The following is a 14,496-nucleotide window of genomic DNA, read 5'->3' as shown; positions in this document are numbered from 1 at the left end:
ACGCGTCTATTTTAGACTCGCTTTTATATGATTTTATACTATTTTATATTATTTTTTGATTACTGTCAACACCACCTGTTGAATGACCTGCATATGTCCAATCTTTAAAATTCAACGCCTCACGTATCGCTTCTAAATCACGTACTGCATCTACCATTCCCAAATTATATTTGGTGGTGTCATGTGTAGAATTTCCGCATCCTCTTAAGTTTATAAGATACACTGTGTAATGATTCGTAAATGCAGAAGCAAATAAATTACCATTACTATTAAACTCACTGTATAAATGTGTTACACAAAGTGGTTTTCCTTCTCCCTTTTGAAAATACTCAAATTTCCCTCTATCAGTTTCGATATAATATTTCTCCCACATCAGAGTTTCCCCCTAATGTCTTTTTATATATTCTCCTTTTTCCGGCATTATCACACCCTTCTCAGTTCGAAAGTAAAGTGGTAATCCTTCCGAAAGAAACATACTTACCTTGGATGGATCCTGCCTTTGATGATGAATATGTAAATGTGGCTCACTTGAACTTCCTGAGTTACCGACCTGAGCAAGAAATTCTCCTTCATTTACATGTTGTCCTTCCTTCACTTTAATTGACCCTTTCTTTAAATGCGCAAGAACCAAAAATGTCCCTGTTTCATCTAGTCGTAAATAAATATGATTTCCCGCCATTGACTGAAAATCATCCGATCCCGGAACTAAATCTTTTTCATCATTATTAATTGATACAACTGTTCCAGAAGCTGGTGCCATTACTTTCGCTCCATATATTCCATAATCATCCAACTTACTACTTTTCACTTCAGCAGGAGGAATGAGAATATCATATGCCCAGCGCTCATTTGGTTTGATAACGTGATAGTTCGTTTCTAAACGAGCACCACCCCAACCTATTAATGCTCGTTCATTTAAAGGAAAGCGCACGACTACTTTAGGGCTCGTAGAATGTACATCTGCCGGGTAAGCAAGTCCGCCTATGTTAGCGAACCATCCTAAGGGCCAAGCTCCAATTATAGAAAAAAGCACAATGAAGAGTAGCGTTCTATCTATTCGCTTTCTGAAAATGCCTTTCCACACAAATAGTAATACTGACCCTATCAAAATAAAGCTTGATACGAAGCTAAAGGCTTGTATACTCCACAAAAAAACGACTGATATAATACCATTAACTAAATAAATTACACTCCAACTTGTAAGTAAAAAAGCAACTAAAATTACCAACACATATTTCTTCCACATGTTATATCCCCACTCTCATATCCTTGTTCTACATGATACGAATTGAAAATTACAACATACGTAAGAAATACTTACGACTTTCTTACATTTCTTTATACTGCGGTAAAACGATAGTAAAAACTGTTTCTTTATCGTTACTACGTACAGCGATATCTCCTTTATGAAGTTCTGCTATACTTTTCGCAATTGCAAGTCCCATTCCTTTTCCACCTGTATGAGAGCTGCGTGATTTTTCACCACGATAAAACTTCTCAAAAACATAAGGCAGGTTCTCATCCGGAATACATTGCCCAAAATTTTTAATTTCTATTTCAACATTCATGTCTCTTTTAGAAATTTGAATTACAATCTCCTTTCCGTCTTTCCCGTACATAATACTATTACTAATTACATTTTCGAATAACCTCACCATAAGTGCTACATCCATTTCCACATGTAACTCCTTATCACCTTTCATACAAAAGCTCATATCGGCATCATCTAGTTGTGGTACAAAATCAATCATAATTTGTTCCATTAACGCTTTCATATTTACTACACTTTTATGTAATTCAATCTCTCTATAATTTATTTGACAGTATTCTAATAATTCATCAACTTGATTTTTTAATTCATAACTTTTTCGCTTTAATATGCTTACATACTGTTCACATTCTTCTCCATTTGCATGCAGCTTATTTCCTAATAAGTCCGCATAACCGATTAAAGATGTTACTGGCGTTCGTAAGTCATGCGAAATATTACTAATCATTTCATTTTTCATTTCCTGTGATTTTTTTTCATTCTCGATAGACTCTTTTAAGCTTTTCGCCATTCTATTAACATTTGTCGCTAGTTCACCAATCTCATCGCTTTTCGAAATAGGTATATGTATTTCAAAATTACCTTCACTTATTTCTTTCACGTTCTTGTTAATTTGAGACAACCTTTTCATCAGCGTTTTTGTCATGAATGCAAAGTATGTTGTAGTAAAAATCAAAAAAACTATAAAATATAAAAATGAATATTTTTCCTCTAAAACATTAACCTGACTATATATATTTCCAACCAAAATTTGAAACACTATTATACTTACAGTCGCTAACAAGATGCTACATATGAATGCGATAAAAAACTTAGCTCTAATGCCTTGTAATGATTTAATCTTCAATTTTATATCCGACTCCCCAAACATTTTGAATAAACTTCGGTTCTTTTGGATTCTCTTCAATTTTATTTCTTAATCTTGCGATATGAACCATTACTGTATTATTGCTTTCATAAGCCCTTTCTTTCCAAACGCTCTCATATATTTCTTCAATAGTAAATACACGATTCTTTGCAGCTGCCATTAAGTACAAAATTTCATATTCCGTTTTTGTAAGATTGATTGTTTCTCCATATAACATTACTGTTCTCGACACTTCATCTATTTCTAAACCTCTAATGTTTATTTTCTTTTCTATTACTTGGACAGCATTTTGATTGAAATATGTATACCTTCTTAATTGGGCTTTCACTCTTGCGATAAATTCAATTGTACTGAACGGCTTCACAATATAATCATCTGCTCCCGTACTAAATCCAACAACTTTATCTACATCCGATGATTTGGCGCTTAAAAATATAATTGGTAAACTATGTTTCTCTCTAATCCGTCTACACAATTCTATCCCATCCATTTGTGGCATCATAATATCCAAAATAGCAAGTTGAATGCTATTATTATTTATAATTTCTAAAGCCTCTTCTCCGTTATGAGCACTAAAAACTTTAAAACCTTCTTGCATTAAATTCACGTTCATAAATCGAACAATATCTTGATCGTCATCTACAATTAAAATTGAATTTTTCTCCATATACAAACCTCTTTTTGAAATATATTCCACAATCAATTTTATCATAAATTAAAGCCATACTTCCCTCTTGAATAATCTTTATTTTCAGACTAAATTATATAATAACAACACATTCTAGTTTCAAAAGAAATGGAGTGAAAGCATGTTTCCTATATTGAAAACCGACCGACTCATTCTACGAGAACTTACCGAAGAAGATGCACCAGGTATACTACAATGCTTCTCTAATACTGACGTACTGCGCTATTATGGCCAAAAACCGTTACAAGATATTGATCAAGTGAAACAAATTATTCATAACTTTAAACTGAGTTACAATGCAAGAAGCGGTATAAAATGGGGAATCGAATTAAAAGACAAGAAAGAACTCATCGGTACCATTGGTTTTCACGATTGGTCTTCTGAGCATAAACGAGCCAATATAAGTTATGCCTTTTTGCCTGAACACTGGGGACAAGGATATGCGACTGAAGCTGTTTCTGAGGTTATATCATACGGTTTCCATACGATTCATTTAAAGCGGATCGGAGCAATTGTATTTCTTGAAAATGAAGCTTCCAATAAAATACTATTAAAATTAGGCTTTGAAAAAGAAGGCGTTCTAAAAAATTATATGTATCAAGATGACATTCCCTATGATACGAATTTTTATTCTTTATTAAAATCGTTTTAATAGAATACATGTGTAAAAAAACCTTACTTCAAAAAAGTAAGGTTTTTTGTATTTATTCATTTGCAATATAAGCATTCTTATAAGTATAAATACCACCAAATTGATGCTTTTCAATTCCTCTTACATAATCCTTTTGTACGTAAGCTGAGCCCATTTGATAAAGCGGTGCGACCGCAGCACCCCCTAATAGAATACGCTCGGCCTCTTGCAATGCTTCCCATCTTTTCTTCTGATCTAATACTAGATCGCTTTTCGCTTTCTTTATTAATTCATCGTAGTGACGGTTAGAATAATTCATTTTATTATTTTGATTACCAGTCGTAAATAGTTCTAAATAACTAATTGGGTCTTTATAGTCGGGTCCCCAATTTGCCATAGTTATATCGTAATCACCTGTTTGTTCTAACTGTAATTTTTGCTTAAATGGCTGTTGTTTAATTTGTATCGTTAATCCTTGTAAATTCTTTTCTAAATCACCTTTTATATATTCTGCCATACGTTTTGCGTTATCTTGTTCAAACGTTAAAAACTCGAGGTTTACTTGTTCTACTCCAAGCTCTTTTTTCGCTTCTTCCCAAATTTTTTTCGCACTTTGTACATCATATAAAGAAAGGTTTCCGTTTTCTTCCCTAAAATCTTTTCCCGTTTCTTCATTGATATGCCCAACTGGTACTAGCCCAGTTGCAGGTTTTGCTCCGTTATTAATAAAATGAGCAACGAAATCCTCTTTATTTAACGCGAATGAAATAGCCTGTCGCACTTTCTTATTTGCTAACGCACTATTTTTTTCATTAAAACGTAGCATAGCAATTGCAGGTTCGCTCGACATATGTAACTCCTTATCCCCTTTATACTTGTCTACAAATTGAGAATTAATAGGCACCCGGTCCAAATTACCAGCTTCGTATAAATTAACAGCGGTCATTGTATCCTTTACAATCTGAAAGTTTATCTCGTCTAATTTCACTTTCTTTTCATCCCAATATGTAGCATTTTTCTTTAATTGAAACTCTTGTTCATGCTTCCATTTCTCTAATACAAATGGCCCATTATATATGAGATTACTAGGTTCCAATGCATAATTCTTTCCTTGTTCTTTCAAAAATGATTCATGCTGTGGTAAGTAAATAGGTAGCGCTAACAACTGTAAAAAATACGGGATTGGCTGTTCAAGTTCCACTTCCAATTTATAATCATTTATAACTTTAACCCCAAGTTCAGCAAGAGGCACTGTTCCCTTATTTATCTCTTTTGCATTTTTCACGTAAAAAAGCATATACGCATATTGAGACGCTGTTTCAGGATTAATTGCACGTTTCCATGCAAACATAAAATCATTTGCTGTCACACTGTCTCCATTTGACCATTTTGCATCTTTACGCAAATCAAATGTATATTTTTTACCATCTTCACTTCTTTTAAACGATTTTGCTACTGCTGGAATCGGCTGATCTTGATCATCTAATACATACAACCCTTCAAATATGTTCTGCATAACGTGCGCTGACGTACCATCCATCGTTTTCGCTGTATCAAGAGAAGGAATTTCTTCTGATACTGTTACATTTAATACTTGTTTTTTTGCCTCTTTATCACTTTTATTTTCCTTATTATTACAAGCTGTTAATAATAAAGATGTAACAAGTGCCATTACCATTAAATGGCTCTTTTTTCGCTTCATGAGTTGTTCTCCTTAAATATAAAATATTATAAAGCGTTATATATTATAGCAGAAATATGAACAGAAAGATGCGACATTCTTTTGAATATTTATTCGTTCAAGAAAAAAGTGACCCTTTTAAAAAGGATCACTAAAGATTGAATGTATAATCTACGCTGTTCGCTCAAGTTTAAAAAACATCTCCTATTGTATACCTCCCTTTTTGCTTTAACTTTTCTTCTGTTTCATATAAATCCCCCCATAATTAACTTAATAGACATATAGGTACAGTTTGGTTGGGATATTTTTTTATCTCCATTAAGAAATGCCGCTTTTTTTTGAAATTCAGGTCAAGTAGCAAGTGATATTTTACAAATCTTATACACTTAAGGATTTTGTAAGGATCAAGTAAGAAAAACGAGAACTTTGTTTCGTATAGTCAAAATATAAAGTGAAGAAAGAGAGATTAGGAGTTACTAGAGCGATTACGACAAAACCAGAACTGTTGGTTTTAGATGAACATATCAATGGTTTAGACGTTGTTACAACAGAACCTTAATTTATCATACCTATTTTTCACCATCACATATTGGAGGTTAAAACATGAATAAAAAAAAGAAAATACAAAAATCAATACTTTCCTTTACCCTGCTCTTTTCTTTAGGCATTTCATCTTTTCCGCTTACAACAGCTATTCACGCAAATACACATGAGGAACCATCTGTAGAAAAAAAACGAGTCTCTTTAACGGAGCGTACCTCATTATTTTTTGAATATCTCCAGCAAGATAAATATGCAGAGGCACTTCAGTTGACGTCTGCTGCTTTTCAATCCAAGTTTACAGCAAACACATTACAAAACTGGTGGACACAGAGTGGCTGGAGCGGTATAAAAAGCATGGGCCCCACCGTGATAAAAGAACGAAACTTAGTCCATCAGACGGTGGAAATGCCAGCAGTTATCGAAGGATCTACCATACCGCTACTCCTTAAATTTACACCTGGCGGGAAAGTAGATGAAATTGGAGAAAGGCCTCCCAAGGAATCATATACCATCCCGCATCCTAGCTATGATCAACCTGACTCTTATCAAGAACGTGAAATCGTCATCGGAAATTCCACCTATCCGTTACCAGCGACATTAACGGTTCCGAAACATAAGCCTGGTGAAAAGCTACCCGTAGTTGTTCTTGTTCATGGTGCTGGCATCCATGATCGCGATAGCACATATATGGGAACAAAAATCTTACGCGATCTTGCGGTAGGCCTTTCATCCAACGGAATTGCAGTGTTGCGCTATGAAAAACGTACCTTAGAACACGCATTAAAGATGAGTGCAGAACCTGTTACGTTAGACCGTGATACTACAGATGATGCAATATATGCAGCAAAATCAGCAGCGCAGCAGGAAGGCATTGATCCAAATAATATTTTCATTCTTGGACATAGTCTAGGAGCTGGCGCAATGCCACGTATACTAAGCAAATCACCTTCTTCACTTGTTAGAGGAAGTATCTTACTCGCACCACCTGCACGCCCCTTGACTGACATTGCCATTGATCAGAATCAATACCTAGGGGCGTCAAAGGAAGTAATCGATGAACTAAAAAGACAGTTCGCTTTTATCCAAGACCCTACGTTCAATCCTGAGCATCCTCCAACTGGCTACAATTTGGGATCGCCTCATTTTATGTATGATGTTTCTAGGTGGCGTCCTGTTGAAGAGGCAAGATCACGAAAAGAACCTTTACTGATTCTGCAAGGAGCACGCGATTATCAAGTAACAGTAAAAAATGAATATATAAAATGGCAGGAAGGGCTTTCAAACCGCAGGAATGTTCAGTTCAATGAATACCCAAAATTGAATCATTTCTTCACAGAGGGTGATGGGGAATTAAGTCTTCCTAGTGAATATGAAATCCCTGCTAATATTCCTAAATACGTAATTCAGGACATTATTAAATGGGTCAACGCGACAAAAGAATAAGAAACATCAAAATCCTTTAAATAATCATTATGATGTAAAGGATTTTTGAAACTAATGATTTTATCTAAATTCTTAACTTCTTTTTATTAATAAAAAGGTTCAGACACAAAAACAGGATGTGGAGAAGACTTTCTCCACATCCTGAAAATACCTATCTTTGCAAACCTCGTTTATATCGACTTGCTTCAAATATAATACGCTCTTCATCTAACGTTTTACATTCGCCATTCCAAACGACATGTTTTCCGTTAATAATTACATCGCTTATATCTTTTCCACTAGCAGCATATACAAGATGCGATAATACTTCATCTGCTGGTTGTAAATGGGGCTTATTAGACGGATCAATTGTAATGAAATCAGCGCACTTTCCAACCTCAAGTGATCCTGTTTGTTTCATGCCGATTACTTCAGCCGCTCCTTTAGTTGCAAGTGTAAGAGCTGTTTCAACCGGTAACGCTGTTGCATCTTGGTGAATACCTTTTTGTAGTAAAGTCGCTATGCGCATTTCTTCAAACATATCTAAATTATTGTTAGATGCAACACTATCTGTTGCAATTCCTACTTTTATTCCTGCTTCTAGCATCGCTTTTACATTCGCTATACCAGAACCTAATTTTAAATTACTATTCGGATTATGAGCTACTCGAACGTCATGTTCCGCTAAAAATGCACGCTCATTGTCATCTAATACTACACCGTGTGCAATCACTGTTGGTCGTTTAAACAATCCACAACTTGCCGCATATTCTACTGGACGTTTTCCGTACTGCGCTTCAATATCACGTACTTCACGCTCTGTTTCGGAAAGATGAATATGAACCATCGTTTGATTTTCTACTGCAATACGTGCACACTCTTCTAACAGTTCTGTACTGCATGTATATGGACTATGCGGTGCAACCATCGTAGTTAACATACCACTTTCGTTATAGTAACGCTTCACATATTTCTCAGCTTCTTCAATTGCTTTCTTTTCATCCTCTTTCGTTCCGAAGCTAAATAAAGTTCTTGAAACAGCAGCTCGCATCCCGCTCCTTGATACCGTTTCCATAATTGCATCTTGATCTACTCCAATTGGATTAAACATATCAGAGAAAGATGTTGTACCACTTTTCACCATTTCAAGTAATCCTAATTCCGTACTAGCAACCGCAAGTTCTGGAGTAAATTGACTTTCAAGTGGCCAAATTCTTGTCTCAAGCCACGGCTGTAATAACATATCATCACCAATACCTCTTAAGAGACTCATTACAACGTGTGTATGTGTATTGACAAGCCCTGGTAAAACCCATTTTCCTTTCATGTCAATTACTTCATCTACTTCAAAATCATTAGCGAATTCTCCGCTCTTCACATCTATAATTTGATCATTTTCTACAATGATATATCCATTTTCTATCACTTCATTTTGTTCATTCATCGTTACGATTGTAGCGTTTACATAAGTTGTTTTCAAAAGTATTTCCCCTTTCAACTCTATGAAGTTCCCTTTAATAAGTTACCACCATTATAGTAACTTATTAAAGATTAAGAGTCAAAAGATAATTTCAATTCTTTCGTTATCTTTTTCTTCAACATGCAATATTGTTTTTCATTTGTATCTGCAAATGCTTCTTCTCGATTTGATTCTATATCCATATAATTCAGTTTTTCATTAAATTGAGCCTCTGTAAAATCAAACCTCTGTCCATCTATAAAGTTATAAAAGTGCCACGCCTCTCTTACTTTTGTCTTTTTAATCTCTCCTCCGTATATGTCTTGAACGACCAAAGCCGTTACACCACACTGTCCCTTTGCTGGATTCTCAGTCGTCCACTTTGAACTTGTTTCAATGGACCACGATCTTATTAATGCTTCATATATTCTTTTTTCCTTTACATCATCCACTCTAATCTTCCCCTACTATTAATAGTTTTACACATCATATTTCAAAAGAGGCAGTAAACGATCCTTAAAGACCGTTGATGGTGTCTCTCCGATTAACTGTGCGCCCATTTTCAAGTAATATCCTTTTGCATTCGGATCACTATCAATCGTAAAACTTTTTAAGCCTAGTTCATTTGCTTTTTCTATTACATACTTCCACATTATTTTCCCGTAGCCTTTCCCTTTGTAACGAGGATGAATGTACAGGAAATCGAGAGCTTTATCATTACGTAAAAATGAGAAAAATCCAATCTTCGTATTATCGTTTTCAAAAACATATACAAAATTATTATTTATATACTCTTCTGTAATAGTTAAATCTTCCTTACAGGCAATTATGAATTCTTCACTATAATCCCACGTCGCTTTTGATTGTAGTGCGAGTTCACTTAATTCATTTGCTTCACTTAATAACGCTTCTCTTATCTTCATGATTCTTTCTCCTCACCTTCGATATGTAAACTATTAAAATGATTCGAAAAGTAATTAAAAAACCCTCTTATTTTCATAAATCTTTATTATAATCAGTACGGCCTGTAACAATGTATTTAAAGAAGAAAACGCCATCTTTGAAAGTTGGCGTTTTCTTCTTCTAAAATTTTTTTCAAACTCAATCTTTCGTTTTACTATTTCTAACGATAAACACCTATACAGTTTCTACTACCGCCTCAAGCATTGTTCCATTTTTAGCATAATTCGTATGCCAAGAAAAAGCTTTTTCTAAAACATGAGGAGTTTGTCCACCTCTCGTTTTAGCTTCTTCGTAATAAGCTCTTAGCTGATCACGATACATTGGATGTGCGCAATTCTCGATAATTAATTCCACTCTTTCTCTTGGGGCCAGTCCTCTTAGATCAACATACCCTTGTTCAGTGACGATAACATCTACATCGTGTTCCGTATGGTCCACATGTGAAACAAAAGGAACGATACTTGAAATGTTGCCACCTTTCGCAATCGATTTCGTAACAAAGATAGCTAGGCGAGCATTTCTCGCAAAATCACCAGAACCACCGATACCATTCATCATTTTTGTGCCTAAAACGTGAGTAGAGTTCACATTTCCGTATATATCTAATTCTAAAGCAGTATTAATCGAGATTAATCCGAGGCGACGAATGATTTCAGGATGATTAGAAATCTCTTGCGGGCGCATCATTAATTTGTAACGATATTTTTCAAAGTTGGAAAATACTTTTTGCATTTTCTCCTCAGAGAGTGTGATTGAACAGCATGAAGCAAAATTGACTTTTCCAGCATCCATAAGATCAAAGACCGCATCTTGTAAAACTTCAGAATACACTTCTAAATCTTCAAACTCCGAATCTAACATTCCATGAAGAACAGCATTAGCCACTGAGCCAATTCCTGATTGTAACGGTGCTAAACGATTTGTTAATCGGCCTACTTCGACTTCTTTTCGAAGGAACTCTATTAAATGCTGTGCCATAATAACAGTTTCTTCATCCGGAGGAACAATTGTCGATGGTGAGTCTAATTGGTTCGTAAACACAATCCCTTTCACCTTTTCAACATCGATTGGAATGCCAATCGTTCCAATTCGATCATCCGTTTTCACAATTGGAATTGGAAGTCTTTCTCCTTGTTTACCTGGTTCATATAAATCATGCAGTCCTTCTAACTGCGTGGATTGAGCCATATTCATTTCAATAATAATGGACTTAGCATTTAAAGAAAACGCTAAAGAATTTCCTATTGAAGTTGTTGGAATAATCATGCCATCTTCAGTAATCGCAACCGCTTCCAAAATAGCAAAATCTACATCCATAACGTCAGCGCGAAGTAACTCTGATGTATGAGATAAGTGCTGGTCCACAAATAAAAAATCTCCGTTATTAATTCCTTTTCGCATAGTCGCATCAGCTTGGAAAGGCAATCTTTTCCCTAAAATTCCTGCTTCCGCAAATAATTTATCTACATCAGAACCTAAAGAGGCACCAGTATAAACATTTACTTTAAAAGATGTATCATTCTTAACTCGGTTTACAAGCGCAAATGGGACTGCTTTTACATCACCTGCACGTGTAAACCCACTTAAGCCTAAAGTCATTCCACTTTCAATCCATGAAGCTGCTTCTTCAGGTGTAACTACGCGATCTTTCAGACGTTCATCCCTAATTCTATCCAAATTATTCTCCATATGTAATCCCTCTCCCTATGAATATTCATAATTATTTTACACTTTAACAGTATCTAAATAGGGATTTCAGTATACAATGGCAAAAATTCAGACAAAACAGCGAATCTAGTCTCTAAAGCAGAATAATTTAGAATCCTAGAAGTTTACGAAAATAACTAGCGTATGATTGACTAACTGGAACCCTCTCTCCATTATCCATAGAAAGTAAAAAAGTAGAATGAGTATCAGGATAAATCGCTTGAATATGATTCACATTTACAATAAAGGAACGGTGGCATCTAATAAATGAATCTTTCGGAAGTAAGTATTCGAATTCTTGTAACGAGTATTTATGTGTCCCTGTTAACTCTTCTGCATTTACATACGTCTTTTTATCTTTCGCCTCTAAATACATGACTTTTGAAAAAGGAACCGGAATCCAGCCGTCCGTTGTTTTTAAAGTAACGACTGATTTTCCGTCCGTTAAAGCTGGATAAATGGCTGTCACGCAACCTTCAAGCTTTCCATTGTTTGAGAATGGTACGGCCATACCATGATAAGGAATACCAAAAACATCCCGATTCATAAACTCAGAGGTTTTTTGGTTTGTCACCATTGCTTTATGAGCAATCGTTCCTTCCTTTATAGGATCACCGACACTAATCTTTAAATCAATTCGTTTACTTGGCCGATAGTATATATATTCTTTCGTATTCGATACAGCAATTGAAATTTCATCTGAAAATAATTCCCCAACAACATCTAATAGTAAACCTAATGTTTTATCTTCCATTCTATTAACACCTCATTCGCTATTATACTACTATTATGAATGGCCTCTGTTGCTTTATAAAAAGTTTGATTATTAATTTTATACATTTATCTCCTCATTTGCACAAGGCTTTCTATTTATTTAATTATATAGAATATAACCTACCTTCAAATATGTAAAAACGATATGAACACTACATCAGTAAATACTTGCAACACCTACAAACAAAAAGTCCAAACTATAAACAGTCTGGACTTAGCTTTCATTCTCATTTATTATGTTCTTCTAACCACGAAATCAAATTTTTAAATACTTCTTCTCTATTCACTTCATGGAACATTTCATGTCTTCCATTTTCATATAGACGCAACGTTACATCTTTCACACCACATTTTTTATAATTTTCATATACCTCTTTTACACCTTTCCCCATATTTCCAACAGGATCACGGTCTCCAGAGAATATATATATTGGAAGATTGCTTGGCGTCTTCTTGTATTCTTCTAATTTATTCACTTCTATTACACCAGAAAATAATTCTCGATAAAAACTCGTCGTACAAATGAATCCACATAACGGATCCGCAATATATTTATCAACTTGATCATTATCTGAAGATAGCCAATCAAAATTTGTACGATTAGGCTTAAAGTTCGAATTAAAGTTTCCGAATGATAAAAAGTTTAGCATCGGACTTTTCGTTTTTGCCCCACGCAACTTCATCTCAATTGTCGCTACTTTATGACCAATAACTCCTAAAAACCCTGGATTCCCACCAGTTCCTGAAATAAGAAATCCATCATATAGTTCGCCTCTAAGTTGCACAGCTCGTCTTGATAGGAAAGATCCCATACTATGGCCAAGTAAAAATAATGGACATGACTGCTCTTCTTTTATCATTTCCGAAACAAAGATCACATCAGACACAACCTGATTCCACCCTATATCCGGTTCAAAATGACCATAGTCTTCTTCTCTTTTTACTGTTTTCCCATGTCCTTTATGATCATGCGCATAAACACCATACCCTGCTTCTAATAACGCATCAATAAAGTCTGTATAAACACCTGCATGTTCTGTCATACCGTGTGCAATTTGAATAATCCCTTTCGGTTCACATTCTGGTAACCACTTGCGTAAATAAATTTCCGATCCATCCAATGCCGTAACGAAACTTTCCTGTACGTTCATTTCGTCAGCCCCCAACTCTATTATGTATCTCAAAAATGAATATCTATTCATTATTCTTATTATGTATTATATGCAATTGCTTTCATTATGACAAATGCCTACCTTTTCCGATTAGCTGTCAAACTATTTATGTTGACGAAAACACCATAAAACTATATAGTTACTTACATAAAGTAATTATTATGTTTTTAGGAGGTTTCTACTATGATGCCATCACTATTTTTAGCACATGGTTCACCAATGCTCGCTATTCAAGATACAGATTATACAAGTTTTTTAAAAACACTTGGAGAAACATATAAACCGAAAGCAATTGTTATTTTCACTGCTCACTGGGAAAGTGAAGTATTAACGATTTCCTCATCAGATAACGAATATGAAACAATTTATGATTTTGGAGGTTTTCCTCCAGAGTTATATGAAATTAAGTATCGTGCAAAAGGTTCTTCTAGCATTGCATCTATGTTAGAAACAAAGTTTAAAAACAAAGGTATTCCAGTCCATCATAATATGACGAGAGGTTTAGATCACGGCTCATGGACACTATTGCACCGTATGTATCCAGAAGCAAATATTCCTGTCATACAAATATCAGTAAATCCATTCCTTTCTGCAAAAGAACAATTTAAGATTGGAGAAGCATTAAAAGGACTTGGACAAGAAGATATTTTAGTAATCGGTAGCGGTGTTACCGTTCATAACTTACGAGCACTGAAATGGAATCAAACTACACCCGAACGATGGGCAATTGAATTTGATGATTGGATTATAAAACATATGCAGACTAACGATAAAGATGCGTTGTTTAATTGGGAAAACAATGCGCCTCATGCACAATTAGCAGTACCAAGAGCAGAGCATTTTGTTCCTTTATTTATCGCTATGGGAAGTGGTGAAAATAGCGGTGAAGTCATTCACCGTAGTTACGAGCTTGGTACATTAAGTTATCTTTGTCTCCAATTTTAAAGAAAAAAGGATGAAGCAATCTAATCCGTACCCTTTGTAAAGGACATTTTAAAAAAAGTTAGGCGGCATCAAGAAGATGATTTCTGTATTCAAC

Annotated in this window: 13 protein-coding genes and 1 pseudogene; 3 read left to right on the top strand and 11 right to left on the bottom strand. The window is 35.0% G+C overall.

The annotated features are described in order from the left end of the window. Window positions 1-67: 67 nt before the first annotated feature. The 4 genes and pseudogenes from PDQ33_RS25825 to PDQ33_RS25810 form a co-directional block, all read right to left on the bottom strand. A pseudogene (locus tag PDQ33_RS25825) lies at window positions 68-373 on the bottom strand (alpha/beta fold hydrolase); the annotation flags it as partial. Window positions 374-385: 12 nt separating this feature from the next. Further along, complete coding sequence (locus PDQ33_RS25820; RefSeq protein WP_061131141.1) at window positions 386-1,246, bottom strand: M23 family metallopeptidase; 861 nt, start codon at window positions 1,244-1,246, stop codon at window positions 386-388. A gap of 82 nt (window positions 1,247-1,328) precedes the next feature. Continuing rightward, window positions 1,329-2,396, bottom strand: coding sequence for a sensor histidine kinase (locus PDQ33_RS25815; RefSeq protein ID WP_000695279.1), 1,068 nt, complete (start codon window positions 2,394-2,396; stop codon window positions 1,329-1,331). Then, entirely contained in the window at window positions 2,386-3,084 is a 699-nt protein-coding gene (locus PDQ33_RS25810; RefSeq protein ID WP_000414535.1) for a response regulator transcription factor, read from the bottom strand. The genes PDQ33_RS25815 and PDQ33_RS25810 overlap by 11 nt, the downstream gene beginning before the upstream one ends. A gap of 142 nt (window positions 3,085-3,226) precedes the next feature. Here PDQ33_RS25810 and PDQ33_RS25805 point away from each other — a divergent pair, with 142 nt between their 5' ends. Beyond that, window positions 3,227-3,757, top strand: a complete 531-nt coding sequence (locus PDQ33_RS25805) for a GNAT family N-acetyltransferase (protein ID WP_061131140.1) — start codon at window positions 3,227-3,229, stop codon at window positions 3,755-3,757. Window positions 3,758-3,809: 52 nt separating this feature from the next. Here PDQ33_RS25805 and PDQ33_RS25800 read toward each other — a convergent pair whose 3' ends face one another. Further along, window positions 3,810-5,438: a peptide ABC transporter substrate-binding protein gene (locus PDQ33_RS25800; RefSeq protein ID WP_061131139.1), complete on the bottom strand. Its 1,629-nt coding sequence runs from the start codon at window positions 5,436-5,438 to the stop codon at window positions 3,810-3,812. Window positions 5,439-6,020: 582 nt separating this feature from the next. Here PDQ33_RS25800 and PDQ33_RS25795 point away from each other — a divergent pair. Beyond that, entirely contained in the window at window positions 6,021-7,403 is a 1,383-nt protein-coding gene (locus tag PDQ33_RS25795; RefSeq protein ID WP_270756837.1) for an alpha/beta hydrolase family protein, read from the top strand. A 151-nt stretch (window positions 7,404-7,554) separates the two neighbouring features. On the opposite strand, the gene PDQ33_RS25790 is transcribed toward PDQ33_RS25795, so the two are convergent. From PDQ33_RS25790 to PDQ33_RS25765, 6 genes are all read right to left on the bottom strand, one after another. Further along, window positions 7,555-8,880, bottom strand: a complete 1,326-nt coding sequence (locus PDQ33_RS25790) for a bifunctional S-methyl-5'-thioadenosine deaminase/S-adenosylhomocysteine deaminase (RefSeq protein WP_000675568.1) — start codon at window positions 8,878-8,880, stop codon at window positions 7,555-7,557. A 53-nt stretch (window positions 8,881-8,933) separates the two neighbouring features. Next, window positions 8,934-9,293: a YunG family protein gene (locus PDQ33_RS25785; protein WP_000342916.1), complete on the bottom strand. Its 360-nt coding sequence runs from the start codon at window positions 9,291-9,293 to the stop codon at window positions 8,934-8,936. Window positions 9,294-9,320: 27 nt separating this feature from the next. Continuing rightward, window positions 9,321-9,764, bottom strand: a complete 444-nt coding sequence (locus PDQ33_RS25780) for a GNAT family N-acetyltransferase (RefSeq protein WP_000701904.1) — start codon at window positions 9,762-9,764, stop codon at window positions 9,321-9,323. 214 nt (window positions 9,765-9,978) lie between these two features. Then, window positions 9,979-11,493 carry an acetyl-CoA hydrolase/transferase family protein gene (locus PDQ33_RS25775; protein ID WP_270756836.1) on the bottom strand — a complete coding sequence of 505 codons (1,515 nt, stop codon included), beginning with the start codon at window positions 11,491-11,493 and terminating at the stop codon, window positions 9,979-9,981. Window positions 11,494-11,620: 127 nt separating this feature from the next. Further along, window positions 11,621-12,265, bottom strand: a complete 645-nt coding sequence (locus PDQ33_RS25770) for a LytTR family DNA-binding domain-containing protein (protein WP_000389714.1) — start codon at window positions 12,263-12,265, stop codon at window positions 11,621-11,623. 247 nt (window positions 12,266-12,512) lie between these two features. Further along, the gene (locus tag PDQ33_RS25765) at window positions 12,513-13,436 is read right to left on the bottom strand and encodes an alpha/beta hydrolase (protein WP_061131137.1); all 924 of its coding nucleotides are present in this window, start codon (window positions 13,434-13,436) and stop codon (window positions 12,513-12,515) included. Between the two features lie 204 nt (window positions 13,437-13,640). On the opposite strand from PDQ33_RS25765, the gene PDQ33_RS25760 reads away from it, so the two are divergent. Beyond that, on the top strand, window positions 13,641-14,402 hold the full coding sequence (locus PDQ33_RS25760; RefSeq protein ID WP_061131136.1) for a DODA-type extradiol aromatic ring-opening family dioxygenase: 762 nt from the start codon (window positions 13,641-13,643) through the stop codon (window positions 14,400-14,402). Window positions 14,403-14,496: the final 94 nt, after the last annotated feature.

This window comes from Bacillus cereus group sp. Bc031 (genome assembly GCF_027716265.1).
Taxonomy (GTDB): domain Bacteria; phylum Bacillota; class Bacilli; order Bacillales; family Bacillaceae_G; genus Bacillus_A; species Bacillus_A paranthracis.
Note: the sequence above shows the minus strand (reverse complement) of the source record. Positions and strands in the feature narration are given on the sequence as shown.

Coding starts and splice junctions, on each gene's coding strand:
- PDQ33_RS25820 (WP_061131141.1), bottom strand. CDS start 1,246: ATGTGGAAGAAATATGTGTTGGTAATTTTAGTTGCTTTTTTACTTACA.
- PDQ33_RS25810 (WP_000414535.1), bottom strand. CDS start 3,084: ATGGAGAAAAATTCAATTTTAATTGTAGATGACGATCAAGATATTGTT.
- PDQ33_RS25805 (WP_061131140.1), top strand. CDS start 3,227: ATGTTTCCTATATTGAAAACCGACCGACTCATTCTACGAGAACTTACC.
- PDQ33_RS25800 (WP_061131139.1), bottom strand. CDS start 5,438: ATGAAGCGAAAAAAGAGCCATTTAATGGTAATGGCACTTGTTACATCT.
- PDQ33_RS25795 (WP_270756837.1), top strand. CDS start 6,021: ATGAATAAAAAAAAGAAAATACAAAAATCAATACTTTCCTTTACCCTG.
- PDQ33_RS25780 (WP_000701904.1), bottom strand. CDS start 9,764: ATGAAGATAAGAGAAGCGTTATTAAGTGAAGCAAATGAATTAAGTGAA.
- PDQ33_RS25775 (WP_270756836.1), bottom strand. CDS start 11,493: ATGGAGAATAATTTGGATAGAATTAGGGATGAACGTCTGAAAGATCGC.
- PDQ33_RS25770 (WP_000389714.1), bottom strand. CDS start 12,265: ATGGAAGATAAAACATTAGGTTTACTATTAGATGTTGTTGGGGAATTA.
- PDQ33_RS25765 (WP_061131137.1), bottom strand. CDS start 13,436: ATGAACGTACAGGAAAGTTTCGTTACGGCATTGGATGGATCGGAAATT.
- PDQ33_RS25760 (WP_061131136.1), top strand. CDS start 13,641: ATGATGCCATCACTATTTTTAGCACATGGTTCACCAATGCTCGCTATT.